The organism is Janthinobacterium sp. BJB304 (assembly GCF_002735765.1).
Taxonomy (GTDB): Bacteria; Pseudomonadota; Gammaproteobacteria; order Burkholderiales; family Burkholderiaceae_D; genus Janthinobacterium.
In genome coordinates this window covers 59,242-83,713 of sequence record NZ_PDZN01000022.1, presented here as the reverse complement: position 1 = coordinate 83,713, position 24,472 = coordinate 59,242, and the positions used below count along the sequence as shown (strand labels likewise).

The 24,472-nt window shown below is 60.7% G+C and carries 19 protein-coding genes and 6 tRNA genes; 2 read left to right on the top strand and 23 right to left on the bottom strand.

Annotation, left to right across the window (positions count from 1 at the left end; translation table 11 throughout):
* Positions 1–7 precede the first annotated feature (7 nt).
* Both fdnG and CSQ95_RS23080 read right to left on the bottom strand, forming a co-directional pair.
* Complete coding sequence (gene fdnG, locus CSQ95_RS23090; protein WP_143450056.1) at positions 8–3,079, bottom strand: formate dehydrogenase-N subunit alpha; 3,072 nt, start codon at positions 3,077–3,079, stop codon at positions 8–10.
* A gap of 286 nt (positions 3,080–3,365) precedes the next feature.
* Positions 3,366–5,516: a TonB-dependent siderophore receptor gene (locus CSQ95_RS23080; protein ID WP_099411207.1), complete on the bottom strand. Its 2,151-nt coding sequence runs from the start codon at positions 5,514–5,516 to the stop codon at positions 3,366–3,368.
* Between the two features lie 382 nt (positions 5,517–5,898).
* On the opposite strand from CSQ95_RS23080, the gene CSQ95_RS23075 reads away from it, so the two are divergent.
* Positions 5,899–7,605, top strand: a complete 1,707-nt coding sequence (locus CSQ95_RS23075) for a methyl-accepting chemotaxis protein (protein WP_099411206.1) — start codon at positions 5,899–5,901, stop codon at positions 7,603–7,605.
* Positions 7,606–7,630: 25 nt separating this feature from the next.
* On the opposite strand, the gene CSQ95_RS23070 is transcribed toward CSQ95_RS23075, so the two are convergent.
* Together CSQ95_RS23070 and CSQ95_RS23065 are read right to left on the bottom strand one after the other, a co-directional pair.
* A complete protein-coding gene (locus CSQ95_RS23070) occupies positions 7,631–8,083 on the bottom strand; it encodes a hypothetical protein (RefSeq protein WP_070222327.1) in 453 nt (150 codons plus the stop codon).
* A gap of 69 nt (positions 8,084–8,152) precedes the next feature.
* Complete coding sequence (locus tag CSQ95_RS23065; protein WP_099411205.1) at positions 8,153–9,640, bottom strand: SulP family inorganic anion transporter; 1,488 nt, start codon at positions 9,638–9,640, stop codon at positions 8,153–8,155.
* Positions 9,641–10,092: 452 nt separating this feature from the next.
* On the opposite strand from CSQ95_RS23065, the gene CSQ95_RS23060 reads away from it, so the two are divergent.
* Complete coding sequence (locus CSQ95_RS23060) at positions 10,093–10,647, top strand: inclusion body family protein (protein WP_070222332.1); 555 nt, start codon at positions 10,093–10,095, stop codon at positions 10,645–10,647.
* 129 nt (positions 10,648–10,776) lie between these two features.
* On the opposite strand, the gene CSQ95_RS23055 is transcribed toward CSQ95_RS23060, so the two are convergent.
* The 19 genes from CSQ95_RS23055 to rpoE form a co-directional block, all read right to left on the bottom strand.
* Positions 10,777–10,850 (bottom strand) — tRNA-Cys (locus CSQ95_RS23055).
* A gap of 42 nt (positions 10,851–10,892) precedes the next feature.
* A tRNA-Gly gene (locus CSQ95_RS23050) sits at positions 10,893–10,968 on the bottom strand.
* A gap of 89 nt (positions 10,969–11,057) precedes the next feature.
* Positions 11,058–11,133, bottom strand: a tRNA-Gly gene (locus tag CSQ95_RS23045).
* Positions 11,134–11,189: 56 nt separating this feature from the next.
* A tRNA-Gly gene (locus CSQ95_RS23040) sits at positions 11,190–11,265 on the bottom strand.
* A 71-nt stretch (positions 11,266–11,336) separates the two neighbouring features.
* Positions 11,337–11,412 (bottom strand) — tRNA-Gly (locus CSQ95_RS23035).
* 92 nt (positions 11,413–11,504) lie between these two features.
* A tRNA-Gly gene (locus CSQ95_RS23030) sits at positions 11,505–11,580 on the bottom strand.
* Between the two features lie 225 nt (positions 11,581–11,805).
* Entirely contained in the window at positions 11,806–12,390 is a 585-nt protein-coding gene (gene pgsA, locus CSQ95_RS23025; RefSeq protein WP_034749601.1) for a CDP-diacylglycerol--glycerol-3-phosphate 3-phosphatidyltransferase, read from the bottom strand.
* Positions 12,391–12,515: 125 nt separating this feature from the next.
* Positions 12,516–14,396, bottom strand: a complete 1,881-nt coding sequence (gene uvrC, locus CSQ95_RS23020; protein WP_099411204.1) for an excinuclease ABC subunit UvrC — start codon at positions 14,394–14,396, stop codon at positions 12,516–12,518.
* Between the two features lie 93 nt (positions 14,397–14,489).
* Positions 14,490–14,885, bottom strand: coding sequence for a holo-ACP synthase (gene acpS, locus CSQ95_RS23015; protein ID WP_099411203.1), 396 nt, complete (start codon positions 14,883–14,885; stop codon positions 14,490–14,492).
* A gap of 14 nt (positions 14,886–14,899) precedes the next feature.
* A complete protein-coding gene (gene pdxJ / locus CSQ95_RS23010) occupies positions 14,900–15,661 on the bottom strand; it encodes a pyridoxine 5'-phosphate synthase (protein ID WP_099411202.1) in 762 nt (253 codons plus the stop codon).
* 35 nt (positions 15,662–15,696) lie between these two features.
* Entirely contained in the window at positions 15,697–16,533 is an 837-nt protein-coding gene (gene recO, locus CSQ95_RS23005) for a DNA repair protein RecO (protein WP_070223858.1), read from the bottom strand.
* Between the two features lie 28 nt (positions 16,534–16,561).
* Positions 16,562–17,464, bottom strand: coding sequence for a GTPase Era (era, locus tag CSQ95_RS23000; protein ID WP_034749612.1), 903 nt, complete (start codon positions 17,462–17,464; stop codon positions 16,562–16,564).
* Between the two features lies 1 nt (position 17,465).
* Complete coding sequence (gene rnc / locus CSQ95_RS22995; RefSeq protein WP_099411201.1) at positions 17,466–18,281, bottom strand: ribonuclease III; 816 nt, start codon at positions 18,279–18,281, stop codon at positions 17,466–17,468.
* A 92-nt stretch (positions 18,282–18,373) separates the two neighbouring features.
* Positions 18,374–19,297 (bottom strand): signal peptidase I, encoded by a 924-nt coding sequence (gene lepB / locus CSQ95_RS22990; RefSeq protein ID WP_099411200.1) that lies wholly within the window; start codon positions 19,295–19,297, stop codon positions 18,374–18,376.
* Positions 19,298–19,300: 3 nt separating this feature from the next.
* On the bottom strand, positions 19,301–21,091 hold the full coding sequence (lepA, locus tag CSQ95_RS22985; RefSeq protein ID WP_070223864.1) for a translation elongation factor 4: 1,791 nt from the start codon (positions 21,089–21,091) through the stop codon (positions 19,301–19,303).
* A gap of 317 nt (positions 21,092–21,408) precedes the next feature.
* Positions 21,409–21,654 carry a glutaredoxin family protein gene (locus tag CSQ95_RS22980; protein WP_099411199.1) on the bottom strand — a complete coding sequence of 82 codons (246 nt, stop codon included), beginning with the start codon at positions 21,652–21,654 and terminating at the stop codon, positions 21,409–21,411.
* Between the two features lie 54 nt (positions 21,655–21,708).
* The gene (locus CSQ95_RS22975) at positions 21,709–23,205 is read right to left on the bottom strand and encodes a DegQ family serine endoprotease (protein ID WP_099411198.1); all 1,497 of its coding nucleotides are present in this window, start codon (positions 23,203–23,205) and stop codon (positions 21,709–21,711) included.
* Positions 23,206–23,439: 234 nt separating this feature from the next.
* On the bottom strand, positions 23,440–23,763 hold the full coding sequence (locus CSQ95_RS22970) for a sigma-E factor negative regulatory protein (protein ID WP_099411197.1): 324 nt from the start codon (positions 23,761–23,763) through the stop codon (positions 23,440–23,442).
* A gap of 72 nt (positions 23,764–23,835) precedes the next feature.
* Positions 23,836–24,459, bottom strand: coding sequence for an RNA polymerase sigma factor RpoE (gene rpoE, locus CSQ95_RS22965; RefSeq protein WP_180279140.1), 624 nt, complete (start codon positions 24,457–24,459; stop codon positions 23,836–23,838).
* Positions 24,460–24,472 lie beyond the last annotated feature (13 nt).

The following is a 24,472-nucleotide window of genomic DNA, read 5'->3' as shown; positions in this document are numbered from 1 at the left end:
GCTCCCATCATGCTTTTTCCACCTTCACGAGGAAGGACTTGAATTCCGGCGTTTGCGAATTCGCATCCCCCACGCCCGGCGTCAGGGTATTGATCAGATACCCCGGCTTGGCCACGCCCGTAAAGCCCCAGTGCAGCGGCAGGCCCACGGTATGCACCGGCTTGCCTTCGATCATCAAAGCCTTGATGCGCTTGGTGACGACGGCCTTGGCGATGATGTGCCCGCGCTTGGAACTGACGCGCACTTCGCCGCCAGCCACGACGCCGATGCTCTTGGCCAGCTCTTCGCCGATTTCAACGAATTGCTGCGGCTGGATGATGGCGTTCAGGCGCGCATGCTTGGTCCAGTAATGGAAATGCTCGGTCAAACGGTAGCTGGTCGCCACATGCGGATATTCCTCATGCGTGCCGAACATTTTCCGGTCATCGGCGAACACGCGCGCGGCCGGATTGCTGGTCGCCTGCGGGTTTTTCGGATGCATGGGGTTGTAGCCCAGCGGATTTTCGAACGGCTCGTAATGCTCGGGGAACGGCCCTTCGGCCATGGCGCCGCGCGCAAAGAAGCGCGCCACGCCCTCGCCCAGCATGATGAACGGACCCATGCCGTTTTCCGGCGGTTCGTCGGCCTTGAAGTCGGGAATGTCGGCCCCGCTCCAGTTCGTGCCATTCCATTCGATCAACTTGCGGGTCGGATCGAAGGCCTTGCCCTTCAAGTCGCACGAGGCGCGGTTGTACAGCACGCGGCGGTTCGCCGGCCACGCCCAGGCCCAGCCCAGAGTCTGGCCGATGCCGGTCGGGTCGCTGTTGTCGCGCCGTCCCATCTGGTTGCCCGCCTGCGTCCAGCTGCCGGCGAAGATCCAGCAACCGCTGGTGGTCGTGCCATCGTCGCGCAATTGCGCAAACGAGGCCAGCTGCTCGCCCTTTTTCACCAGCAGCTTGGTCGGATCTTTCGGATCGTACAAGTCGGCCAGCGCCTTGCCGTTGAATTCGCGGGCGATTTCTTCCGGCTGCGGGTTATGCGGCTGCGCATAATTCCACGTCAGGTTGACGATAGGATCGGGGAACTTGCCGCCCTCTTTCTTGTACATGCTGCGCATGCGCAAGAACAGGCCCGACATGATCTCCAGGTCGCTGCGCGCCTGGCCCGGCGGTTCGGCTGCCTGCCAGTGCCACTGCAGCACGCGCGAGGAACTGACCAGCGAACCGCGTTCTTCGGCGAAGCAACTGGTCGGCAAGCGGAACACTTCCGTCATGATCTTGGTGGGATCGACTTCGTGGTATTGCCCGTGGGCCTTCCAGAATTCGCCCGTTTCCACGGCCAGCGGGTCCATGATGACGAGGAACTTCAGCTTCGACAGCGCTTCCGTGACCTTCTGCTTGTTCGGCGCGGATGCCAGCACATTGAAACCCTGGCAGATATAGCCCGTCATCTTGCCTTGGTGCATGTTCTCGATGGCTTGCATCAAGTCATACGGCTTGTCGAGTTTCGGCAGGTAGTCGAAGGCGTAGTTGTTCTCGGCCGTGGCGAAGTCGCCCCACCACGTCTTCATGAAGCTGACGTGGAATTTGCGGTAATTGCTCCAATAGCTGAGCTGGTTCGGCCGCAGCGGCTTGGTGGCGCGCGCGGCGATGTAGGCGTCGAAATCCTGCTCGCCCTCGTTCGGCAAAGTCATGTAGCCTGGCAACAGGTTCGACATCAGGCCCAGGTCGGTCAAGCCCTGGATGTTCGAGTGGCCGCGCAAGGCGTTCATGCCGCCGCCCGCGATGCCCATGTTGCCCAGCAACAGCTGCACCATGGCGCCCGTGCGGATGGTTTGCGCACCCGTCGAGTGGTGCGTCCAGCCCAGCGCGTACAGGATGGTACCGGCGCGCCCAGGCACGGCGGTCGAAGCCAATGCTTCCGCCACCTTGTGGAACTTGTCGGCCGACACGCCGCACGTCCGCTCGACCATCTCGGTCGTGTAACGCGCGTAGTGCTTCTTCATCATCTGGTAGACGCAGCGCGGGTGTTCCAGGGTCGGGTCGACCTTGGCGTAGCCGTCGTCGCCGATCTCGTAATCCCAGGTGGCCTTGTTGGTGTACTTGCCTTTTTCCTTGTCGAAACCCGAGAACAGGCCGTCCTCGAACGCATAGTCTTCGCGCACGATGAAAGGCATGTCCGTGTAGTTGCGCACGTACTCATGCTGGATCTTGTCGTTCGTCAGCAGATAATTGATGATCGCGCCGAGGAAGACGATGTCCGTGCCGGTACGCGTGGCGCAGTAGTAATCTGCCACGGATGCGGTACGGGTAAAACGCGGATCGACAACGATCAGCTTGGCCTTGTTATGTGCCTTCGCTTCCGTTACCCATTTGAATCCGCAAGGATGTGCTTCTGCTGCATTGCCGCCCATGACCAGGATCACGTCGGCATTCTTGATATCGACCCAATGATTCGTCATCGCGCCACGGCCAAACGTCGGGGCAAGACCTGCCACCGTCGGTCCGTGTCATACACGCGCCTGATTATCAAAGGTCAGCATCCCCATGCTGCGCACTGTCTTGTGGGTCAGATACCCGACCTCGTTGCTGCCGGCGGACGCGGCAAGCATGCCGGTGGAGAGCCAGCGGTTGACGGTCTTGCCGTCGGCATTCTTTTCGATCAGGTTGGCATCGCGGTCATCCTTCATCAGGCGCGCGATCTTGTCGAGCGCCACATCCCAGGAGATCGGTTGCCATTCCGTGCCGCCCGGTGCGCGGTATTCGGGCACTTTCAGGCGGTTCGGGCTGTGGATGAAGTCGACCAGGCTTGCGCCTTTCGGGCACAGCGTGCCGCGGTTCACCGGGTGATCGGCATCGCCTTCCACGTGGATGATGCTGGAGACGGCGTTTTTCGCGCCATCGCCCAGGCCATACAGCAGAACGCCGCAGCCAACGGAACAGTAAGGACAGGTATTGCGGGTCTCGGTCGTGCGAGCCAGCTTGTATTGCCGTACCTCTGCCAACGCCTGCCCCGGCGCGAAACCGAGCAAGGCGAGGCTGGAGCCAGCAATCGTGGCGCCAGTGACCCGAAGGAACTGGCGCCTGGATATCTGAACCATATCAGACCTCTATGATGTGAGTAAATAAAAAGTCATACGGCGTCATGACAGTGTCATATCCATAAGATATAAGCACCATGCCTGTGCCGTATGAGGCGTATTTTACCCCTCAAAGGCAATCAAGGCTCAGTCCGCCGGAAAAAATTGCACATAGTCAACATTATTTTATCGGTACCGAATAGTTCCTCTAAACAATACCAGCCTACCCATGCAGCGCCCGCCATGAAAAAAAACCCGCTCACGTGAGCGGGTTTTTTTATGGATGGGACCGAACTTGCAAGCTAATTTACAGGCTGTAGCGCAAGGTCAACGCCACGTTGCGCGGCGCGCCCGGCAAGCTCAGGTTCGGGCTGGAACCATGGCCTGACACGATGTAGCGCGTATCGCCGATATTGTTGATGTTCAGCTGCACTTCATAGCGGCCCGTGCGATAGGCAGCCATGGCGTCGGCCGTCACGTAGCCCGGCAGCACGACCGTGTTGCCCGGATTGGCGAAGCGGCTGCCGACGGCATTCGCACCGCCGCCCACCGTGAAGCCATGGCCCAGGTCTTTCGTCAGCCACAGATTAGCCGTGTTGCGCGCCGTCAAAGTGGCGCGCTTGCCCTTGATGGCCACCGAACTGGCCGTCGTCGTGCCCGGCGCATTCACGCTGCGGTCGACGGCGATGGAATCGGTGATGGTGGCGTCCAGGTAAGCATAACCGGCCATCATTTTCCAGCCGTCATGCAAGTCCGCGTTGAAGGTCAGTTCCAAACCATCCGTGCGCTGCGTGCCGACGGGCACGATGCGGTTCGTGATCGGGTCGCTGGTCTTGATGTTGTCGCGTTCCAGACGGAACAGCGACACGGTGGCGTTGGCACGACCGCCCCACAGGTCATACTTGGCGCCCACTTCCGTGTTGCGCGTGGTTTCCGGCGCCAGGTCGGCATTGTTGGCGGCCAGGGCGAAGTTCTCGCCGCTGGGCTGGAACGAGCGGCTCCACGACGCGTAGTACGATTGCGCCGCGCCCGGTTGCCAGACGAGGCCGGCGCGGGGGCTGTAGGCCGAATCCGTGCGCGACAGATTGGCCGTCGTCACGCCAAGCGCATTGGCCAGGCGCGACTGCTGCTTGTAGCGGTCATAGCGCAAGCCGGCCAGCGCCTTCCACTCGTCGCTGAAGCTGATGGCGTCCTGCACGTAGGCGGCGGCCGTGTCGTAGGTGCCGAAGGTATCGCTGCGCGCGCCCAGCTTGCTGCGGTTGACCACAGGCAGGACGGGATGGAAGATCGAGACATTCGTCGCCACCACGGTCGAGGCCCAGCTCGACGCATCCTTGTTTTGCTTGCCGAACTCGGCGCCGTACAGCACTTCGTGGCGCAGGCCACCCGTGACCAGCTTTTGCGTCAGTTCCGTCTGGTTGAACCAGCCGCTCTCGTCGCGGTTGAGCTTGGCATGACCGAGGCTCATCGTGCCTTTGACCTCGTTGACGTTGCCGGAAATATTCGTGTTGTTGCGGTCCAGATGGTAATCGTAATAGCGGAAGGCATTGCGCAGCGACAAGGTATCGCTGAACTTGTGCGTCAGGGTGGCGGCCGTGGAGACCACGCGCGACTGGCTGAAGTCCGCATCGCGGGCATTCGCGGCGCCATAATAAGTGCCCGCATCGACGGCGACGGGGCGGCCCTGGTAGGACGGGATGCCGAAGTCCGTCAGGCGGCGGTCTTCGAGGTAGTCGCCCTGCAGCAGCAGTTTCGTCGCGTTTGAGAGGCGGATGGCCACGGATGGCGCCAGCGCCGTGCGGTTGATGAATTGCTGGTCGCGGTAGCTGTCCGACAATTCGCGCGCGCCCGTGAAGCGCCAGTCCACCGTCTCGCCGACACGGCCCACGTCGACTTCGCCGCGGCGCCCTGCCGTATTGGTCAGGCTCAGGGCCACGTCCGTGATATCGATGCCGGGCTTCTTGGTGATGCGGTTCACCAGGCCGCCCGAAGAACCGCGGCCGTACAGCACGGCGGCCGGTCCCTTGATCACTTCCAGGCGCTCGACGTTCGACAGGTCGCGGAAATACAGCGCGTCATCGCGGAAGCCGTCGACGAACTGGTCGCCGATGGCCGTGAAGCCGCGGATGAACACCTGGTCGCGCTGGCCGTCGCCCGTGGACAGGCCCACGCCGGGGATGTTCTTCATGATGTCCTGGATCGACATGGCGTTCTGGTCGCGGATGACGGCGGCCGGCACCACGTTGATCGTTTGCGGCACGTCGCGCAGGGCCATTTCCGTCTTGGTGCCGCTGGCGGAGGTGGCGGCGACATAGCCGTCCTTGTCCTTGGATGCCGTCACTGTGACGGCAGGCAAGCTTTCCTGCGCCCAGGCCGCTAATGGCGTGGCGCCCAAGGTCAAGGCGCCCAGTACGGCGATGGTGATCGGTTTACATCCTGGCTTGCGACGTTGCTGCATACAATTCCCTGGTCGATGTTTTAATACGAATGATTATCATTAGTATTTTATCAGGCGAACATGCATAAAGTAAGCGTTTCTGTAAGTGATAGTACTTATGGACTAGGTACTTGATGTAAAAACACAACAGGAAATCAATATCAAAAAATAATTAAAATTGCCGTAAAAAACTATTTCTCTGTGTCAATGCTATACTTGCGGCTTGCTGGGCAACGGTCAGCCTGACCGGCATGCCCCCTGTTTCACCTCCAACGCCACGCTCAGCGCGGCGCGCCGCACAGCCATCACGCGGCACCCGAAGACCCCGATCCCCTGCGCCTCGCGGCGCCTGTCCGCCCCTGCTGGCGGCGGCGATCATGACTATTAAACTGTTAGGAATTACATGAAAAACCTGAACATCGGCAGCCGCCTTGGCGTCGGCTTTGCTGTCGTATTGCTGTTGCTTGCCGCCTTGACCATCACCGCCCTCGTGCGCATGCAAACGGCCAGCGACCTGACTTACCGCCTGATCAATACCAGCATCAAGAACCAGCGCATGGTGGCCGAATGGTCGAAGATCATTGAACTCAACAGCGTGCGCGGCGTCGCCTCGTTCGAAATCACCGATCCTGTCGTGCGCGCCAAGATCGAGGACGACTTGAAAGTCGATGCGGAGCGTTCCAGCAAGCTGCAAGACGACATCGTCGCGTCCTTGCTCAACCCTGCCGTGATCGAGCAATTCAAGGTCGTGCGCAAGGTGCGCACCGATTACGTGACGACGCGCGCGCGCGCCTTCAAGATGAAGGCCGACGGCGACATGGCAGGCGCCAAGGTCGTGTTCGACAAGGAAGTCGCGCCCATCACCGTGGCCTATCTGGCCGAAGTGAAGCGCTTCGCCAACATGCAGATCAAGGCGGCCGACGGCGTCGGCGCCAGCATCATCGAAGCCTACAGCAGCACGCGCATCTTCCTGATCACCATGGGCGTGCTGGCCGTGCTGATGGGCATCGGTTTTGCGTGGTGGATCACGCGCTCGATCACCGGCCCCATCCGCGACGCCGTAAAAGTGGCGGAAACCGTGGCAGCAGGCGACCTGAGCAGCACCATCACGGCGCAAGGCCGCGATGAAACGGCCCAGCTGATGCACGCGCTGAAAACCATGAACGACAGCCTCGTCGGTATCGTGGGCCAGGTGCGCAGCGGCACCGACACCATCGCCACGGCATCGGCGGAAATCGCCGCCGGCAACCAGGACCTGTCCTCGCGCACGGAACAGCAAGCCAGTTCGCTGGAAGAAACGGCGTCATCGATGGAAGAACTGACGTCGACCGTGAAACAGAATGCCGACAACGCGCGCCAGGCGAATAAGCTGGCCGGCGACGCGGCCGGCATCGCCAGCCGCGGCGGCGCCGTGGTGGCCGAAGTGGTCGCCACCATGGGCGAGATCAATACCTCGTCGAAGAAAATCGTCGACATCATCTCCGTCATCGACGGCATCGCCTTCCAGACCAACATCCTGGCCTTGAACGCGGCCGTGGAAGCGGCGCGCGCCGGCGAACAGGGACGCGGCTTCGCCGTCGTGGCAACCGAGGTGCGCAACCTGGCGCAGCGCTCGGCAGCGGCGGCGAAAGAGATCAAGGGCCTGATCGACGATTCCGTGCAAAAAGTCGACGTGGGCACGGACCTGGTCGACAAGGCCGGCAAGACGATGGAAGAAATCGTGCAAAGCATCGGCTTCGTCACGTCCATCATGAGCGAAATCAGCAACGCCAGCGAAGAGCAGAGCGCGGGCATCGAGCAAGTCAACCAGGCCATTTCCGAAATGGACCAGGTGACCCAGCAAAATGCGGCCCTGGTGGAAGAAGCGTCGGCCGCGGCCGAAGCCATGCAGGAACAGGCGAGCGAACTGGCGCAGGTGGTCAGCGTGTTCCGCCTCGATGCGAACGCGGCGGCGACCGACCGTTTCAGCGCCAAGGCGGCGCAGCGCAGCGCGCCGGCAACCCCGGCAGCGCCAGTCCGCAAGGCCTCCATCCCTGCCCTGCGCCTGCCCGCGACGCGCGCCAGCAGCAAGGCGAGCGCACCTGCCGAAGGCGAGTGGGAAGAGTTTTAAATCTGCTGCAGCAAGCCGCGCGCCATCAAGCCGCGCGCGCTTGCGCTGTGGCGATCAGTGCCGCCAGCTCGCGCGGCGCGGATTGCCCCAGAAATTCCAGGGCCAGCGCCTCCGGATCGATGGCGGCATCCATCGGCAAGCCATGCTCGAAACCGCCCACCATAGTGCGGCAGAAATGCGGCGATTCGGCCCGCGTTTCCACATACCAGCAACCCGCATGACCCTGCACGAAGTATTCGCCGATAAAGTAGCCGAGCATGGTTTTCACCCATTGCCAGCTCTCGTCGCGGATGACGATGGTGCGCATGGCCGCATCGATGTACGGCAGGTACTCGGCCGCATTGGTCAGCACTTCGTGCGCGGGCTGGATGCCCAGGCGCTCGACAAAATTCACCAGCGACGCGCCCAGCGCGTCATAGTAGGCATCAAAAGCCGTTTGGCTTTGCTGCAATAATTGTTCTTGTTCGTACGACAGCATTCACACTCCACAGACATTCAACAATTCCGACCATCCCGAGAAATCGGGCGGAGCAGACTTCCCCCTATTTTACGCCACGCTCACATCGACGCCCGCGCGCTGCAGCAAGGCCTGGTTGCGGGCGGACAGATGCGTCACCTGCAGGTGCTTGCCCGCCTTGTCGTAGCGCTCGTACAAGGCTTCGATGGCCGCGACGGCCGAGTGGTCGGCCATGTGCAGATGCCGGCAATCGAGGATGACGCGGACCGGATCGGCGGCCGGCCGGAACAGTTCCAGGAAATGCGTGGTCGAGGCGAAAAACAGGGTGCCGTGCGGCAGGTACACGCGCACGCCGGAGCTGCCATCATCGATGTCGGCGCGCATGTCGCGCGCATGTTGCCAGGCAAAATTCAAGGCGGCAATCACGATGCCGCACAGCACGGCCATCGCCAGGTCCGTGAACACGGTAATCACCGTCACGGCGACGATCACCAGCGCATCCTGCAACGGCACCTTGCCCAGCACGCGCAAGGAACCCCAGGCAAACGTCTGCTGCGCCACGACGAACATCACGCCGACCAGCGCAGCCAGCGGGATGCGCTCGATCAGCGGCGACAGGAACAGGATGAACAATAAAATCATCACGCCGGCCGTCACGCCCGACAGGCGCGAGCGGCCGCCCGAGCTCAGGTTGATCATCGTCTGCCCGATCATGGCGCAGCCGCCCATGCCGCCAAACAGCCCCGACACGACGTTCGAAGCGCCGAGCGCGATGCATTCGCGGTTCGGCTGGCCCCGCGTTTCAGTCATCTCATCGGTGAGATTAAAGGTGAGCAAGGTTTCCAGCAAGCCCACCATGGCCATCAGCGCCGCATACGGGAAGATGATGTGCAAGGTCGCCATATCCAGCGGCACGGCGGGCCAATGCAGGGCCGGCAAGCCACCGGCGATGTGCGCGAGGTCGCCCAGGGTGCGCGTGGGCAGGTGCAGGAAATGGCTGAGCACGCCCACGCCCAGGATGGCCACCAGCGCGGGCGGCACGGCTTTTGTCAGGCGCGGCAACACGTAGACGATGGCCATGGTAAGCAGCACCAGCGCGCCCATCACATACAAGGGCGTGCCTTGCAGCCAGGTTTCGCCCTGCGGCGTGGCCTGGCGAAAGTGTTCGAGCTGGGACATGGCGATGACGATGGCCAGGCCATTCACAAAGCCCAGCATCACGGGATGGGGCACCATGCGGATCAGCTTACCCAGGCGCAAGAGGCCGAACAGCGCCATGATGATGCCGCTCAGCACCACGGTCGCCAGCAGGTATTGCACGCCATGCTGGGCCACCAGCGCCACGATGACGACGGCCATGGAACCGGCCGCGCCCGAAATCATGCCGGGACGCCCGCCAAAGATGGCCGCCAATGCGCAGATGATGAAAGCGCCATACAGGCCCATCAGGGGATTCAACTGTGCCACCAGGGCAAAGGCGATGCATTCGGGCACCAGGGCGAACGAGGTGGTCAGGCCCGCCAGGATGTTTTTTTGTATGTTCGAGAACCACTCTTCCCGAAAACTTGCGTTGATCATTGATTCACGTCCAGGGTCGGAACAGGGAAATGCGCGTCCAATGGACAGCCATCGGGCGCAGCCATGCAGGCAGGCTTCGCGGGGAAGCCGCGACTAGGTTTAACGGAGAGGAAAATCGTCAGCGACTACATGGGGGTGGCGAAAAGGAAAAGATTCATCAGCGCACCATAGGGTGCGGCTGAGCCTGCAGACATTATACAAGATGCGGCCGGGCCGGATGGGCGGGACAGCGGCACCCAGACGCGGGCAGGAAAATAATGTTTCCAGCAGCTGTATTTGCAAAATAAAAATAATTTAAATGGAATATTTTTAAATAATACTGCTGTTTCAATTGGATAGTATCTATGCAATTTTCTCCATTATTCTACACAGCAGCGGTGGAGACTGCTTACCACATTAAAAAACGGGGCGTATCCGAAAAGCCAGACGAGTAGGAAAACCGAGGAGGAATCATGACCGACGCGCAATTATATGCCAGCAATATTACAATCAACATTCTCGTTGTAATAGACACCGATCTGATTATGGCTCAGCATCCGCGTCAGACCGCCCCTGATCAGAGCAAGCCCGTGGGCCTGGCGCATACCAGCCAGTACATGATTGCCACCGACCCGCGCGGCATCAATAGCGGACAAGGCTCTGCCGACCTGAGTTTCAGGGCCAACGTGGGCGACTATGTCTCGTTCACCGGCGCCTCCATCTATGACAACGCCGATTCGGCCGTCATTGTGTATGGCATCAATTACTGGAATGGCGACAAGGTCTTCAATACCTTTGTCTCCAATACCATTACCCGCAGAAATGCGGTCATGCCGAATTCGGATTCCTCGAATGGTTTGCCGGCAATACAGCAACCGCGCAATTTTTCTAATTTCACGGCGCAGGTATCCAAATCCGGCACGGAAAATTTCTATGTCTATATTGCCGTATATAGCCTGAATGACGATGGCCAGACGCAAAGCCTGTATGGTTATTTTTATTGGGATCCACAGATTACTGTCGGTTAGTCATTTCCCGGAAATCAAATAAACTGAAGCCCTGTATTTAATTGCAGCCGACGCCGTTCAGCCGCATAGGCAAAAAAAAGCCCACCGAAGTGGGCTTTTTTATCTGCGCGTCAATCACTGCGCTGCATCTGGAGGCGAGGACGGGAATCGAACCCGTCTAAACGGCTTTGCAGGCCGCTGCATAACCTCTTTGCTACCTCGCCAGAGGAACTGCTTGGATGCGCCTTGCGGCCCACCTTGAAAACTGGAGCGGGAGAAGAGTCTCGAACTCTCGACCTCAACCTTGGCAAGGTTGCGCTCTACCAACTGAGCTACTCCCGCATTGGAGCTTGTTTACCGCTTAATCACGCCGCATGACTGCGTTGCGGCGGATAAAAAAAGGAAGCCAGCTTAGCTTCCCTTTAGAATTCTGGAGCGGGAGAAGAGTCTCGAACTCTCGACCTCAACCTTGGCAAGGTTGCGCTCTACCAACTGAGCTACTCCCGCATTGGAGCTTCTATTTTCTGCTACTGCCATTCTTGCTGTACTGCTTCAGCTTTCGCTGGAGCGGGAGAAGAGTCTCGAACTCTCGACCTCAACCTTGGCAAGGTTGCGCTCTACCAACTGAGCTACTCCCGCATACGAACCGCTATTTTACTGCTTTTTGCTACCGTTTACCAGTGCTGCTTTACTGCTGATCCAGTGTTCACTGGAGCGGGAGAAGAGTCTCGAACTCTCGACCTCAACCTTGGCAAGGTTGCGCTCTACCAACTGAGCTACTCCCGCAGTGGACAACATTGTATCAGAAGCTCTAGTACATCGCCAGTACTACTTTTTACTGCATTTGCTGTTTTTACCTATGACACGATCCAGAAAACTGGAGCGGGAGAAGAGTCTCGAACTCTCGACCTCAACCTTGGCAAGGTTGCGCTCTACCAACTGAGCTACTCCCGCGTCATCAACAACAGGCCAGCATTATAGAGGGATTACAGGGGCTGTCAACGGGCAATATCTGGTGTTTTGCAAAATATTCCGCATAAAGCAGCCAATGCAGTCTTAAGGTCCTCCGAATAGCGTAGCGAGCAAGCGCAATATCGTGTCGAGTAGCGAAGCTGTACGAAGGTACAGCGAGCAACGGAGACGCGAGAGTGCGCTGCGCAGTAGCTAGGCGGAGCGGCCTTAATGCAGATTTCCGGCCTTTTCCTTGATCAGCGGCCATGCCAGGCGCAAGTAATAGAACATCGACCACACCGTCAGCACGCAGGCGATCCACAGCAGCTTCTCGCCCCACACATGGGTGTCGATCGCGCCGAAGATCACTTCGTGGTACAGCAGCAAGGGAATGGCCGTCATCTGCGCGGCCGTCTTGATCTTGCCGATCGAGCTGACGGCCACCGATTTCGACGCGCCGATCTGCGCCATCCATTCGCGCAAGGCGGAAATCGTGATTTCACGGCCGATGATGATGAAGGCCAGCACGGCATTGACCCGGTCCAGCTGCACCAGCACCAGCAAGGCGCCCGCCACCATCAGCTTGTCGGCGACCGGGTCGAGGAAGGCGCCGAAGGCCGACGTCTGGTTCCAGCGCCGCGCGAGGAAACCATCGAACCAGTCGGTCACGGCCGCAACGATGAAGACCAGGGTGGCAACCAGGTTCTGGTCGCCATGCAGCAGCATCGACGGCGGCAGGTAAAACACGCCGACGACGAGCGGGATCAGGGCCACGCGCAGCCAGGTCAAAAGGATGGGAATATTAAAAGGCATAAGAGAGCAATCGGCCGACGGGTAAATTGAACATGAAGAAAGCGTGAAGAAAGCGCCACTAGTCTACATGGCCCGGCAACATTAGCCTAGTCCGGTTGCCGCAGCGCCGGACCAGGCCCCATCCATTAATGCAGCTGCTTGTAGATCTCTTCCGCCAGTTGCGTGGAAATCCCCTCCACCGACATCAGATCCTCGACGCTGGCGTCGACCACGCCGCGCAAGCCGCCAAAGCGCGACAGCAGTTTCTGGCGGCGCTTGGCGCCGATTCCTTCGATTTCTTCCAGGCGCGACGTCTGGCGCGTCTTGGCCCGCTTGGCGCGCATACCGGTAATGGCAAAGCGGTGCGCCTCGTCGCGGATTTGCGCGATCAGCATCAGGGCCGCCGATTCCTTGCCCAGTTCCTGCGCCGCGCGGCCATCGACGAACAGCAAGGTTTCCAGGCCCACCTTGCGCCCTTCCCCCTTGGCCACGCCGACAATCAAGCTGATATCGAGTCCCAGCTCGGCGAACACCTGGCGCGCCATTTCGATCTGGCCCTTGCCGCCGTCGATCAGCACCACGTCAGGCATCACGCCGTCGCCATTGGCCACCTTCTCGTAGCGGCGCATCAAGACCTGGCGCATGGCCGCGTAATCGTCGCCGGGCGTGATATCGTTGATGTTGTAGCGCCGGTATTCGCCGTTCTGCATGGCGTGGTGGTGGAACACCACGCACGAGGCCTGCGTCGCTTCGCCCTGCGTGTGGCTGATGTCGAAACATTCCACGCGCAGGCTGTCCAGGTCTTCCGTTTCCAGGCGCAGCGCCTCGGCCAGCGCGCGCGTGCGCGACTGCTGCGAGCCCTGCTCGGACAACAGGCGCGCCAGCGAAATCCCGGCGCCCTTCTGCGCCATTTCCAGCCACTGGCGGCGCTGACCCTGCGGCTGGAAGATCAGGTTGATGCGGTGGCCGCACTGCTCCATCAACGCCACCATCAGGGCCGGCTGGTCGAACTCGATATTCAGGATCAAGGTGCCGGGAATGAATTTTTCCGTGTAGTGCTGGGCCAGGAAGGCGGCCAGCACTTCCACCTCGATCGGCTCTTCGGCAATCGCCGCCGCATCGCTGAGCTGGCTGGGGAAATAGGCGCGGTCGCCCAAGTGGCGCCCGCCCCGTACCATGGCCAGGTTGACGCAGGCGCGCCCGCCCTGCACCAGCACGGCGATGATGTCGACGTCGGCGTCGCCCGTCGTTTCCATGCTCTGCTGGTGCAGCACGCGCGACAGCGAGGCGATCTGGTTGCGCACCACCACGGCTTGCTCGAATTTCAGTTCGGCGGCAAACGCGTGCATCTTCTTTTCCAGGTCGGCCATCACTTCGCTCTGGCGCCCGCGCAGGAAGCGCGCCGCGTTTTCCACGTCGTTTTTATAATCTTCCTTGCTGATCAGGTCCACGCACGGCGCGCTGCAGCGGCCGATCTGGTGCAGCAGGCAGGGCCGCGTGCGGTTGGCGTACACGCTGTCCTCGCAGGTGCGGATCAAGAACACCTTTTGCAGGATCTGCATCGATTCCTTGACGGCCCAGGAACTGGGGAACGGCCCGAAATACTGGTTTTTCTTGTCCACCGCGCCCCGGTAATACACCATGCGCGGCGCATCGCCATTCGTGATTTTCAGATACGGATACGATTTATCATCGCGGAACAGGATGTTGTAGCGCGGCTGCAGCGCCTTGATCAGGTTGTTTTCCAGGATCAGGGCTTCCGCCTCGCTGTGCGTGACCGTCGTTTCCAGGCGCGCGATGCGCTCGACCATCATGGCGATGCGGGGGCTGGCCAGGTTTTTCTGGAAATAGCTGGACACGCGCTTTTTCAGGTCGCGCGCCTTGCCGACGTACAGCACCTTGTCGGCGGCGTCGAAATAGCGGTACACGCCGGGCAGGTTCGGCAGCTTGGCGACGGTGGCCAGCACCTGCGCGCGCGGGTCGGGCGGCGTTTCCGTGGAATTGAGGTCGGGTATTGCTTCGGTCATTGCTGGCTCTTAAATGGGGTCAGACCCGCCGGGGGAATACGTCCCAGTGGGACGCATTCCGATCGAAAAGACTGACCCCAGCAGTCGTCTGCATTACGGCGCTTGCTCCACAATCACAAACGCCACGGCATACTCTTCTTCATCGCTGATCGTCACTTGCGCGCTCAGGCGATTCTTTTCCATGAAGTCGGCCAGCACGCCGCTGCAGACGATCATCGGCTTGCCGCTGGGATGGTTCAGCATCTGCGCGGCGGGCCAGGTCATCGGCATGCGCAAGCCCAGGCCGATGGCCTTGGAAAACGCCTCTTTGGCCGCGAAGCGCGTGGCCAGGAAGCGCACGCCGCGCACGGCATTCTTGGCGCTGCGGGCACGGAATTTTTCCAGCTCCTGCGGCCCCAATATCTTTTTCGCGAAACGCTCGCCGTGGCGCGCCAGGGCCGCCTCGATGCGGGGAATCTTGCAGATATCGGTACCGATGCCGTAAATCATGCCGAGCTCCCTTGTCAGGCCCTGTGGCCCAGGCGCGTGGCCACCATGATGGCCTTCATTTCGCGCACGGCATTTTCCCAGCCGACAAACACGGCATGCGCGACGATGGCGTGGCCGATGTTCAGTTCGGCAATATCGGGAATGGCGGCGATCGCTTGCACGTTGGTGTAATGCAAGCCGTGGCCCGCGTTGACCTTCAAGCCGCGGCCCACGCCGAACAGCACGCCGGCCTTGATGCGTTCCAGTTCAGCCAGCTGCTCGGCGCCTTGCGTATCGGCGTAACGCCCCGTGTGCAGCTCGATCACGGGCGCACCCAGTTCGGCGGCGGCGGCGATCTGTTGCTCATCGGCATCGATGAACAGGCTCACGCGGATGCCCTCGCCTTGCAGCTGCTGCACGGCCGCCTGCACTTCCTTGAAATAGCGCACCACGTCCAGGCCCCCTTCCGTCGTCACTTCCGTGCGTTTTTCCGGCACCAGGCACACGTCGGCCGGGCGGATGCCGCAGGCGAAGTCGATCATTTCCTGCGTCACGGCCGCTTCCAGGTTCATACGCGTGAGCAACTGCGGCGCGATGGCGATCACGTCCGCATCCTTGATGTGGCGGCGGTCTTCGCGCAGGTGCAGGGTGATGGCGTCGGCGCCCGCCTGTTCGGCCAGCAATGCCGCGCGGATCGGGTCCGGATACGCGGTGCCGCGCGCATTACGCAAGGTGGCCACGTGGTCAATGTTGACGCCCAGGTCGATGACGGGGCCGGAAGGCTGCAAAAAGCTCATAGTGATGGTATCCGTAAAGTGCTGTAGCGCAACCGCTACAACTGCATTAAATCGATCAGTATCTGGCGCGTGTTCAAGGTGGCGCCCCCCAGTTGATGGGCCAGCAAAAAGCGCATCAGCAGCTTGCTTTGCGCCTGCGTGGCCACGTCAAGGTAATCTTCGCGCTCCATGTCGAGCAGGGTCTTGCCCGTGATCTTGGGCCAGGCGTCGGCGGCGCGCGCCGGGCGCGGTCCCCGTTCCGGGTCGACCACGTACACCTGCCCCGCTTCGACGGCCTGGCGCGTGCCCGTGCAGCGCGTCAGGTCGGCCGCCACGCCCGTTTCCTTGAGCAGCGCGCGCTCGAACTTGCGCAGCACGATGGGCGGCGGCTCATTGTGCGCCAGTTGATTCAAGGTGGCAACGTAGTGGTCGAACAGGACGGGATGCGGATCGTCGCGCGCCAGCAATTTCACCAGCAATTCGTTCAAATAGAAACCGCACAGCAGGGCCGTCTTTTCCAGCGGCAGCATGCCGCCCACCCATTCCGCGCCCGTCAGGATGCGCAGCTCGGACTTGCCCGTCCAGCCCGCCTGCAGGGGCTGGAACGTCTGCAGCACGCCGCGCAACTGCGAATGGGGCCGCTTGGCGCCCTTGGCGACGAGCGCGATGCGGCCGTATTCGCGTGTGAACACGTCGACGATAAGGCTGGTCTCTTTATGCGGATAGCTGTGCAGCACGAAGGCTGGCTGGCCCGTGATGCGGCCGTCGCGCGCGGGCGGACGGCTGCGCCGGGGTGCTGCGGAAGGTGCGGCCGGCGGCGCGATGGCCGCCGGCGCGGGGACAACGGGTGAGGCTGGCGCAGGATCGTGCAGCGCTGGCGTGGTGGTGCTCATGCGTGTGGTGTCGCCCCCGGGTTGCGGATTACTCGTAGCCGTAGGCGCGCAAGCCGGCCTCGTTGTCGGCCCAGCCCGACTTGACCTTGACCCAGATTTCCAGGTACACGGGGCCGCCGAACAGTTTTTCCATATCCAGGCGGGCCTGGGTGGAGACTTCCTTCAGGCGCGCGCCCTTGTTGCCGATGATCATGGATTTATGCGTATCGCGCTCGACCAGGATGGCGGCGAACACGCGGCGCAAATCGCCTTCCTGCTCGAATTTCTCGATCAGCACGGTGCTCGTGTACGGCAGTTCGTCGCCGACGAAGCGGAACAGTTTTTCGCGCACGATTTCCGAGGCGAGGAATTTCTCGCTGCGGTCCGTGATGTCGTCCGGGCCAAAGATGGGCTGGTTTTCCGGCAAGAAGCGCTTGATCTCGTTCTGCAGGCCTTCCAGCTGGAAGTGCAGCTTGGCGGACACAGGAACGATGGCGGCGAAGTCGCGCATGGCGGCGATCTTTTGCGCGAACGGCAGCAGCACGGCCTTGTCCTTGACCCTGTCCGATTTATTGATGACGAGGATGCACGGCACTTCCTTCGGCAGCAGGTCCATCACTTGCTGGTCGGCCGGGCCGAACGTGCCCGCCTCGATCACGTACAGGATGACGTCCGACGAAATCAGCGTGTTCGTGACGGTCTTGTTCAGCGTCTTGTTCAGCGCGTTCGAGTGGCGCGTCTGGAAGCCGGGCGTGTCGACGTAGATGAATTGCGCGTCCGGCACCGTCTGGATGCCCGTGATGCGGTGGCGCGTGGTTTGCGCCTTGCGCGAAGTGATGCTGACCTTCGCGCCGATCAGCACGTTCATCAGGGTCGATTTGCCCACGTTGGGGCGGCCCACGATGGCGATATAGCCACAGCGGAAGTTGTCGGGCATTTTGGTGGCTGTCATGCTAGTGTCGATTCTGTTTAGTGTGAGCGGCGATCGCCGGGGCAGCCGGGGCTGACGCGTCGTCGCTCTGGATGGTGGCAATGCCGGCCAGCTTGAGCTGGGCGGCGCGCGGTTTGGGCTTGCGGCTGGCGGCAGGCGACTTCAACAGCGCCTGCTCGGCCACGTCCAGCGCCAGTTTGGCGGCGGCTTGCTCACCGGCGCGGCGGCTTCCGCCACGGCCGTAAACCTGGATGTTCAATTTCGGCACCAGGCATTCGATCTCGAATTCCTGGCTGTGGGCGGCGCCATGGGTAGCCACCACGTTGTACTGTGGCAGCGAAATTTTCTTGCTCTGCAAAAACTCCTGCAGCAGGGTCTTGGCATCCTTGCCCAGCGTTTGCGGATCGACCGAGTCGAGGATGGGAATGTAGAAGGCGCGGATCACCGTGCTGGCGGCGTCAAAACCCGTGTCGAGGAAGATGGCGCCCAGCAAGGCTTCCAGCGTGTCGGCGAGGATCGACGGACGGCGAAAGCCGCCCGATTTGAGCTCGCCTTCGCCCAGGCGCAAAAATTGCGACAATTCCAGCTTTTGCGCGATTTCATACAGCGACTGCTGCTTGACCAGGTTGGCACGCAGGCGCGACAGGTCGCCCTCGTCGATAGTCTTGAAACGTTCGTACAGGATGGAAGCGACCACGCAGTTGAGGATGGAGTCGCCGAGGAATTCCAGCCGCTCGTTATGCAAACTGCTGTGGCTACGGTGCGTCAAGGCTTGCTGCAACAGGCCAGCATCCTGGAACGTATAGCCTAAACGGGTTTGCAATAGCTGAAGATTCATTGTTGTTTCTGTGTCATCTGAGTAATTCGGCTGGCCGCCGCGCGGGGAGTCGGCGCGGCAGCCATGGTTGGTCCATTACAGACCAGGCCGGCTTAGTGTATGCCGCCCACGCGTTTCGGATTGCTGAAGTTCATCCACACCAGGAAAGCCTTGCCGACGATGTTTTCGTTCGGCACGAAACCCCAGTAGCGGCTGTCCGCGCTATTGTCGCGGTTATCGCCCATCATGAAGTAGTTGCCTTGTGGCACCACACACGTGAAGCCGTCTTCGTTGTAGTTGCACGCCTCCTTGTGCGGGAAATCCTTCACTTCGCGCAAGTTCAACGTGGGAGCGGGCTCGTCGTTGAGGATGCGGTGGCTCACGCCCGTCAGGTTTTCTTCCAGCTGCTTGTGGTAGACCGTGCTTTCGTCATCGAGGTAGTCGTCCAGCGGGGTGTACGCCACTTCCTTGCCGTTGACCGTCAAGCGCTTGTTTTCATAGGTGATTTTATCACCGGGCACCCCGATCACGCGCTTGATATAGTCTTGCGACATATCTTTCGGATACTTGAACACCATCACGTCGCCGCGCTGCGGATCATTGACTTCAATGATGCGCTTGTTGACGATCGGCAAACGAATGCCATAGGTGAACTTGTTTACCAGGATCAAATCGCCGACCAGCAAGGTCGGCACCATCGAGCTCGACGGGATCTTGAACGGCTCGTACAGGAACGAACGCAGGCAGAACACGAGGGCGATGACGGGAAAGAAGCTGCCCGAATACTCGACCCAGGTCGGCTGGCGCAACAGATCTGCCTCGATGGCGGCGCGGCGGCTGCTGCTACTACCATCGGACTTGATACCTTCAGCCAACGACTTCGCTTGACGCTCATCGAACTCGGCCAAGGCACGGTCGGCCGCCTGGCGGCGCTGCTTGGACAGATAAAATACATCCAGGCACCAGACCAGGCCCGTCAACACCATCAGCACGAACAGGATTAAAGCGAAATTTCCTAAAATCACTTGCAGGTTCATTGATTAACCATCCACTTGTAAAATTGCCAGGAATGCCTCTTGCGGGATCTCCACGGAACCCACTTGCTTCATGCGTTTCTTACCCGCCTTTTGTTTTTCCAGCAATTTTTTCTTGCGGCTGATGTCGCCGCCGTAGCACTTGGCCAGGACGTTCTTGCGCAAGGCTTTTACGTTCTCGCGCGAAATGATGTTCGCGCCGATGGTCGCCTGGATGGCCACGTCGAACATCTGGCGCGGAATCAGTTCGCGCATCTTGGCAGCCACCTGACGGCCACGGTACTGGCTGTTCGAACGGTGAACGATGATGGCCAGCGCATCGACTTTTTCGCTGTTGATCAGCATGTCGACCTTGACCACGTCGGCCGCGCGGTATTCCTTGAACTCGTAATCCATCGAGGCATAGCCGCGCGAGGTCGATTTCAAGCGGTCGAAGAAGTCCAGCACGATCTCGGCCATCGGCATTTCATACACGAGCTTGACCTGGCGGCCGTGGTAGCTCATGTCCATCTGGATGCCGCGCTTGCCGATACACAGGGTGATCACGGAGCCCACGTATTCCTGCGGCATGTACAGATTGACGGTGACGATAGGCTCGCGCACTTCCTCGATGCGCGACGGATCGGGCATCTTCGACGGATTGTCAACGTTGATCATGGTGCCGTCGCGCTGGATCACTTCGTACACCACGGTTGGCGCCGTGGTGATCAGGTCCATGTCGAATTCGCGTTCGAGGCGCTCCTGCACGATTTCCATGTGCAGCAAGCCCAGGAAGCCGCAGCGGAAGCCGAAGCCCAGCGCCTGCGACACTTCCGGCTCGTACATCAGGGCCGCATCGTTCAGTTTCAGCTTTTCCAGCGAGTCGCGCAGCGCGTCGTACTGGTTCGCTTCCACGGGGAACAGGCCGGCGAACACTTGCGGCTGCACTTCCTTGAAGCCAGGCAATGGCGCGGCGGCAGGACGGTTGGCCAGAGTGACGGTATCGCCCACTTTCGCCGCTTTCAATTCCTTGATGCCGGCAATGATGAAGCCCACCTGGCCTGCCGACAACTGCGGCAAGGATTGCGAACGGGGCGAGAACACGCCGATGTCTTCCACCAGCTGCACCGAATCGGTGGCCATCAGGCGGATCTTGTCTTTCGGTTTCAGGGTACCGTTGATCACGCGCACCAGCATGACCACGCCCACATAGGCGTCATACCAGGAGTCGACGATCAGCGCCTGCAGCGGCGCATCGGGGTCGCCCTTCGGTGGCGGCACCTTGACGATCAGCTGCTCGAGCACGTCCAGCACGCCGAAGCCCGTCTTGGCCGAGCAATGCACGGCGTCGGCCGCGTCGATGCCGATCACGTCTTCGATCTCGGCAATCGCGCTCGGTGGATCCGCGTTCGGCAAATCGATCTTGTTCAGGACGGGCACCACTTCCACGCCCAGGTCCAGCGCCGTGTAGCAGTTGGCGACCGTTTGCGCTTCCACGCCTTGCGATGCGTCCACTACCAGCAGAGCGCCTTCGCACGCCGACAGCGAGCGCGACACTTCATAGCTGAAGTCGACGTGGCCGGGCGTATCGATCAGGTTCAGGTTGTAGATCTGGCCATCGCGCGCCTTGTAGTGCAGGGCCGCCGTTTGCGCCTTGATGGTAATGCCGCGCTCGCGCTCCAGATCCATCGAATCGAGCACCTGCGCCTCCATCTCGCGGTCGGACAAGCCGCCGCACAATTGAATGATGCGGTCAGCCAGGGTCGATTTACCGTGGTCAATATGGGCGATGATGGAGAAGTTGCGTATGTTGTTCATTAACTAATATAAGTGCGAAGTTGACGACACTGCTTTAACAGGAATCAGGGGGATCATGTCCGGGCCAAACAGGGCCAAAACCAGGCGCCCCACTCATGATGAAAAAAGCGCTCCGAGCAGGACATCTGCATGCCCAGGCGAGCGCTTTTGAAGCGACAGAAGCTGCTGCCTCGGACAGTAGCTTTTTCGACCTCCCCATTTTACCGGATTTCAGAGTAGAAAGCCCGTCTTATGAGGCCGGCACCGGGGCAAGCCGATCTTTTCGGCTGTTTTCAGCACCAGAATGGTGCAATGCAGTGTCAATATTGATAGTTAAACTACATCAGGCAGCGCCGCACGGCCGCCGCATCGAGAAAATAATGACAGAGCTCGGGCTGCGCCAGGTCGCCGAACAGCACCGGGACCAACTCGTCGAAACGGGCCAGCAGCGAGGCGTCGGGCGAGGCGTCGATGTCGATCACGTCCACGGTGAACGGTTTTTCAGGCGGCTGCAGCAGGAGCAAGGCGTCGAGCATGTCCTGGCAAAGGTGACAATAACTGCGGGAATAGAGCGTGAAGTGCATGGAAAAGAGAAAAAGGCATCCCGGCCACAGCCGGGATGCAGGTGAATCAGAACCTTACTTCGCCGACGGGCGCAGCGAAACGAATTGCGCTACGTCGCCGCGGCGCACCAGCACCGCCGACGTCTTTTTCGGATCGAGCTTGGCCACGAGGGCGTTGAACTGCTTGGCGTCTTTCACGGCAACGTTATTCAGCTGCAAGATCACGTCGCCAGGCTGCAGGCCGGCCAGAGCCGCCACGCCATCGGCCTCGTCAACCTGCACGCCGGCGTCGATCTTCAATTCCTGTTTCTTCGCGGCCGGCACGTCGCTGACCTTCAGCCCCAGTGCATTGACGGCTTGCGCTTCCGGCTCCCTGGCGCCCTTCTTCGCCGTTTTCTCGCTTTCCAGCTCGACGACGGTGACGGGAATGTCCTGCTGTGCTCCCTTGCGCCAGACGGTGAGCGTGGACTTGCCGTTGACGGGAGCGCCGCCCACCAGACGCGGCAGGTCTGACGAACGCTCGATCGGCGCGCCGTTGAATTTCAGGATGATGTCACCCGGCTTGATGCCCGCCTTGTCAGCCGGACCGCCCGGCTCCACCATCGACACTTGCGCGCCCTTGGCATTCGGCAAGCCCAGCGATCCCGCCACGTCCTTGCTCACTTCGCCGATCTGCACACCGATGCGGCCGCGCACGACCTTGCCCGTCTTTTTCAGCTGCTCGCCCACGCGCATGGCTTCATCGATGGGCACGGCAAACGAAATGCCGTTGTAGGCGCCGGACAGGGTGGCGATCTGCGAATTGATGCCGATCACTTCGCCGCGCATATTGATCAGGGGACCGCCCGAGTTGCCGGGATTGACGGCAACGTCGCTCTGGATCAACGGCAGGTAGTCGCCCGTGTCGCGCGACTTCGCGGAAATAATGCCGGCCGTCACCGTGTTTTCCAGGTTGAACGGCGAGCCGATGGCGATCACCCATTCGCCCACGCGGATCTTGTTCGAATCGCCGATAGTCAGGCGCGGCAGGTTGCCGCCCTCGATTTTCAGCAGGGCCACGTCGGTGCGCGCATCGACGCCGATCACCTTGGCCTTGAATTCGCGCTTGTCCGTCAGCGTGACGTAGACCTCGTCGGCGCCATCGACCACGTGGGCATTGCTCAGCACGTAGCCATCGGCCGAGATGATGAAGCCGGAACCGACACCGCGTTGCACTTCCTGTTCCTGCGGCACGGCGCGGCGGCCGCCACGCGGCGCCTGCTGGCGCGGCGTCGGCATGGCGCCGCCGAAGAAGCGGCGCAGGAATTCCTGCATTTCCTGCTCATCCTGACTGCCGGCGCCGGCGCCGCCCATTCTCAGGCGTTCGGTGGTGCGGATATTCACCACGGCCGGGCCCACGGCGTCGACCAGGTCCGAGAAATCAGGCAGTTTCACTGCCGGCACGGCGGCCTGCGCCTGTGGCGCCAGGCCCAGCATGGTGGGAGCCAGAAACACGCCAGCGGTACCGAACAATAAGGCGGAAAGCGTCTTTACTGAAAACGACTTGCTGGCGGCACACATGTTTTTTTTCATGGAAAGGATCTCTTCGAATATATAAACGGATCAAAACGCGAATCAGGCGATTGCCTGCGTGCACGATTGGCCGTCATGACGGCGTCCCCGGGGCAAACCCATCCGGTAGCGCGCATGGCAGCAACAATATATCGCAAAAGCAAGATATTGCCTGCACACAGTGTCAATCGTACCGAAGGCCAGTGTCAAGAGGGCGACAGGAACGTTAAGCCTGGCATAAGATGGCGAAACGTCCTAGCGCTGCGCCAGCGGCCCCGCCTCCAGCGGTTCGGCTGCGCCCGGCGGCACGATGGCGGCGGACAGAGGCAGCAGCGGTTCCGCATGGGCAGGCGCAGGCTCGGCGGCCAGGCGGCTGGCCAGACGTGCATCGAACTGGGCGCTCAGTGCATGGCCGCACTGCTCCGAGCGCAGCACGTCACCGATATGGCGATAGGCATTCCAGGCTTGCCGCCCCTCATCCGTGTCGAGGGCGGCAAAAGCCAGTTCGAGTTCGCTCGCCGCCAGCTCGCCATCGGCCAGGGCGGAAATAGTCTCGTGCAATCGTGTGTGCGTATCCATGATGGGTCCTGCCATTTCAAGAGGATCGGTGCGAAAACCGGGCGCAGCCATGCCAACCTCATACTCTTCAGATTACCAGCGCTTGTCAATTGGCATGTCCAGCAACGGTTTCAATTTTTCCGCAATCACTTCGCGCGCGCGAAAAATCCGGCTGCGCACGGTGCCGATGGGGCACGCCATGATCTCCGATATTTCTTCATAGCTCAGGCCCTCGATCTCGCGCAGCACGATGGCCGTGCGCAATTCGATGGGCAGCACATCCATGGCCGCATTGACGGTGGCCGCAATCTGCTTGCTCGCCAGCACCGATTCGGGTGTATTGTTGTCACGCAATTTATTGCCGTCATCGAAGGACTCGGCCTGCTCGGCGTCCGCATCGCTGGACGTGGCGGCGCGCCTGCCCTGCGTGACGAGATAATTCTTGGCCGTATTGATGCCGATGCGGTACAGCCAGGTATAAAAAGCGGCATCGCCGCGAAAATGGCGCAGCGCCCGGTATGCCTTGATAAAGGTTTCCTGCACCACATCTTCGGCCTCCGCCGGGTCGTGCACCAGGCGCGACACGAGGCGCATCAAGCGGCGCTGGTATTTCGATACCAGCACATCGAATGCCCGTTTGTCGCCAGCCTGCACCCGCTCGACCAGTAACTGATCATACTCGCGCTCTGTCCTCACGCCCGATGTCCCTGTAGTCATGCAGCGTGGGCGC

Excerpts from the sequence above, each read along its gene's own strand:
- CSQ95_RS23080 (WP_099411207.1), bottom strand. The coding sequence starts at position 5,516 with ATGCAGCAACGTCGCAAGCCAGGATGTAAACCGATCACCATCGCCGTA.
- CSQ95_RS23075 (WP_099411206.1), top strand. The coding sequence starts at position 5,899 with ATGAAAAACCTGAACATCGGCAGCCGCCTTGGCGTCGGCTTTGCTGTC.
- CSQ95_RS23070 (WP_070222327.1), bottom strand. The coding sequence starts at position 8,083 with ATGCTGTCGTACGAACAAGAACAATTATTGCAGCAAAGCCAAACGGCT.
- CSQ95_RS23065 (WP_099411205.1), bottom strand. The coding sequence starts at position 9,640 with ATGATCAACGCAAGTTTTCGGGAAGAGTGGTTCTCGAACATACAAAAA.
- CSQ95_RS23060 (WP_070222332.1), top strand. The coding sequence starts at position 10,093 with ATGACCGACGCGCAATTATATGCCAGCAATATTACAATCAACATTCTC.
- pgsA (WP_034749601.1), bottom strand. The coding sequence starts at position 12,390 with ATGCCTTTTAATATTCCCATCCTTTTGACCTGGCTGCGCGTGGCCCTG.
- uvrC (WP_099411204.1), bottom strand. The coding sequence starts at position 14,396 with ATGACCGAAGCAATACCCGACCTCAATTCCACGGAAACGCCGCCCGAC.
- acpS (WP_099411203.1), bottom strand. The coding sequence starts at position 14,885 with ATGATTTACGGCATCGGTACCGATATCTGCAAGATTCCCCGCATCGAG.
- pdxJ (WP_099411202.1), bottom strand. The coding sequence starts at position 15,661 with ATGAGCTTTTTGCAGCCTTCCGGCCCCGTCATCGACCTGGGCGTCAAC.
- recO (WP_070223858.1), bottom strand. The coding sequence starts at position 16,533 with ATGAGCACCACCACGCCAGCGCTGCACGATCCTGCGCCAGCCTCACCC.
- era (WP_034749612.1), bottom strand. The coding sequence starts at position 17,464 with ATGACAGCCACCAAAATGCCCGACAACTTCCGCTGTGGCTATATCGCC.
- rnc (WP_099411201.1), bottom strand. The coding sequence starts at position 18,281 with ATGAATCTTCAGCTATTGCAAACCCGTTTAGGCTATACGTTCCAGGAT.
- lepB (WP_099411200.1), bottom strand. The coding sequence starts at position 19,297 with ATGAACCTGCAAGTGATTTTAGGAAATTTCGCTTTAATCCTGTTCGTG.
- lepA (WP_070223864.1), bottom strand. The coding sequence starts at position 21,091 with ATGAACAACATACGCAACTTCTCCATCATCGCCCATATTGACCACGGT.
- CSQ95_RS22980 (WP_099411199.1), bottom strand. The coding sequence starts at position 21,654 with ATGCACTTCACGCTCTATTCCCGCAGTTATTGTCACCTTTGCCAGGAC.
- CSQ95_RS22975 (WP_099411198.1), bottom strand. The coding sequence starts at position 23,205 with ATGAAAAAAAACATGTGTGCCGCCAGCAAGTCGTTTTCAGTAAAGACG.
- CSQ95_RS22970 (WP_099411197.1), bottom strand. The coding sequence starts at position 23,763 with ATGGATACGCACACACGATTGCACGAGACTATTTCCGCCCTGGCCGAT.
- rpoE (WP_180279140.1), bottom strand. The coding sequence starts at position 24,459 with ATGACTACAGGGACATCGGGCGTGAGGACAGAGCGCGAGTATGATCAG.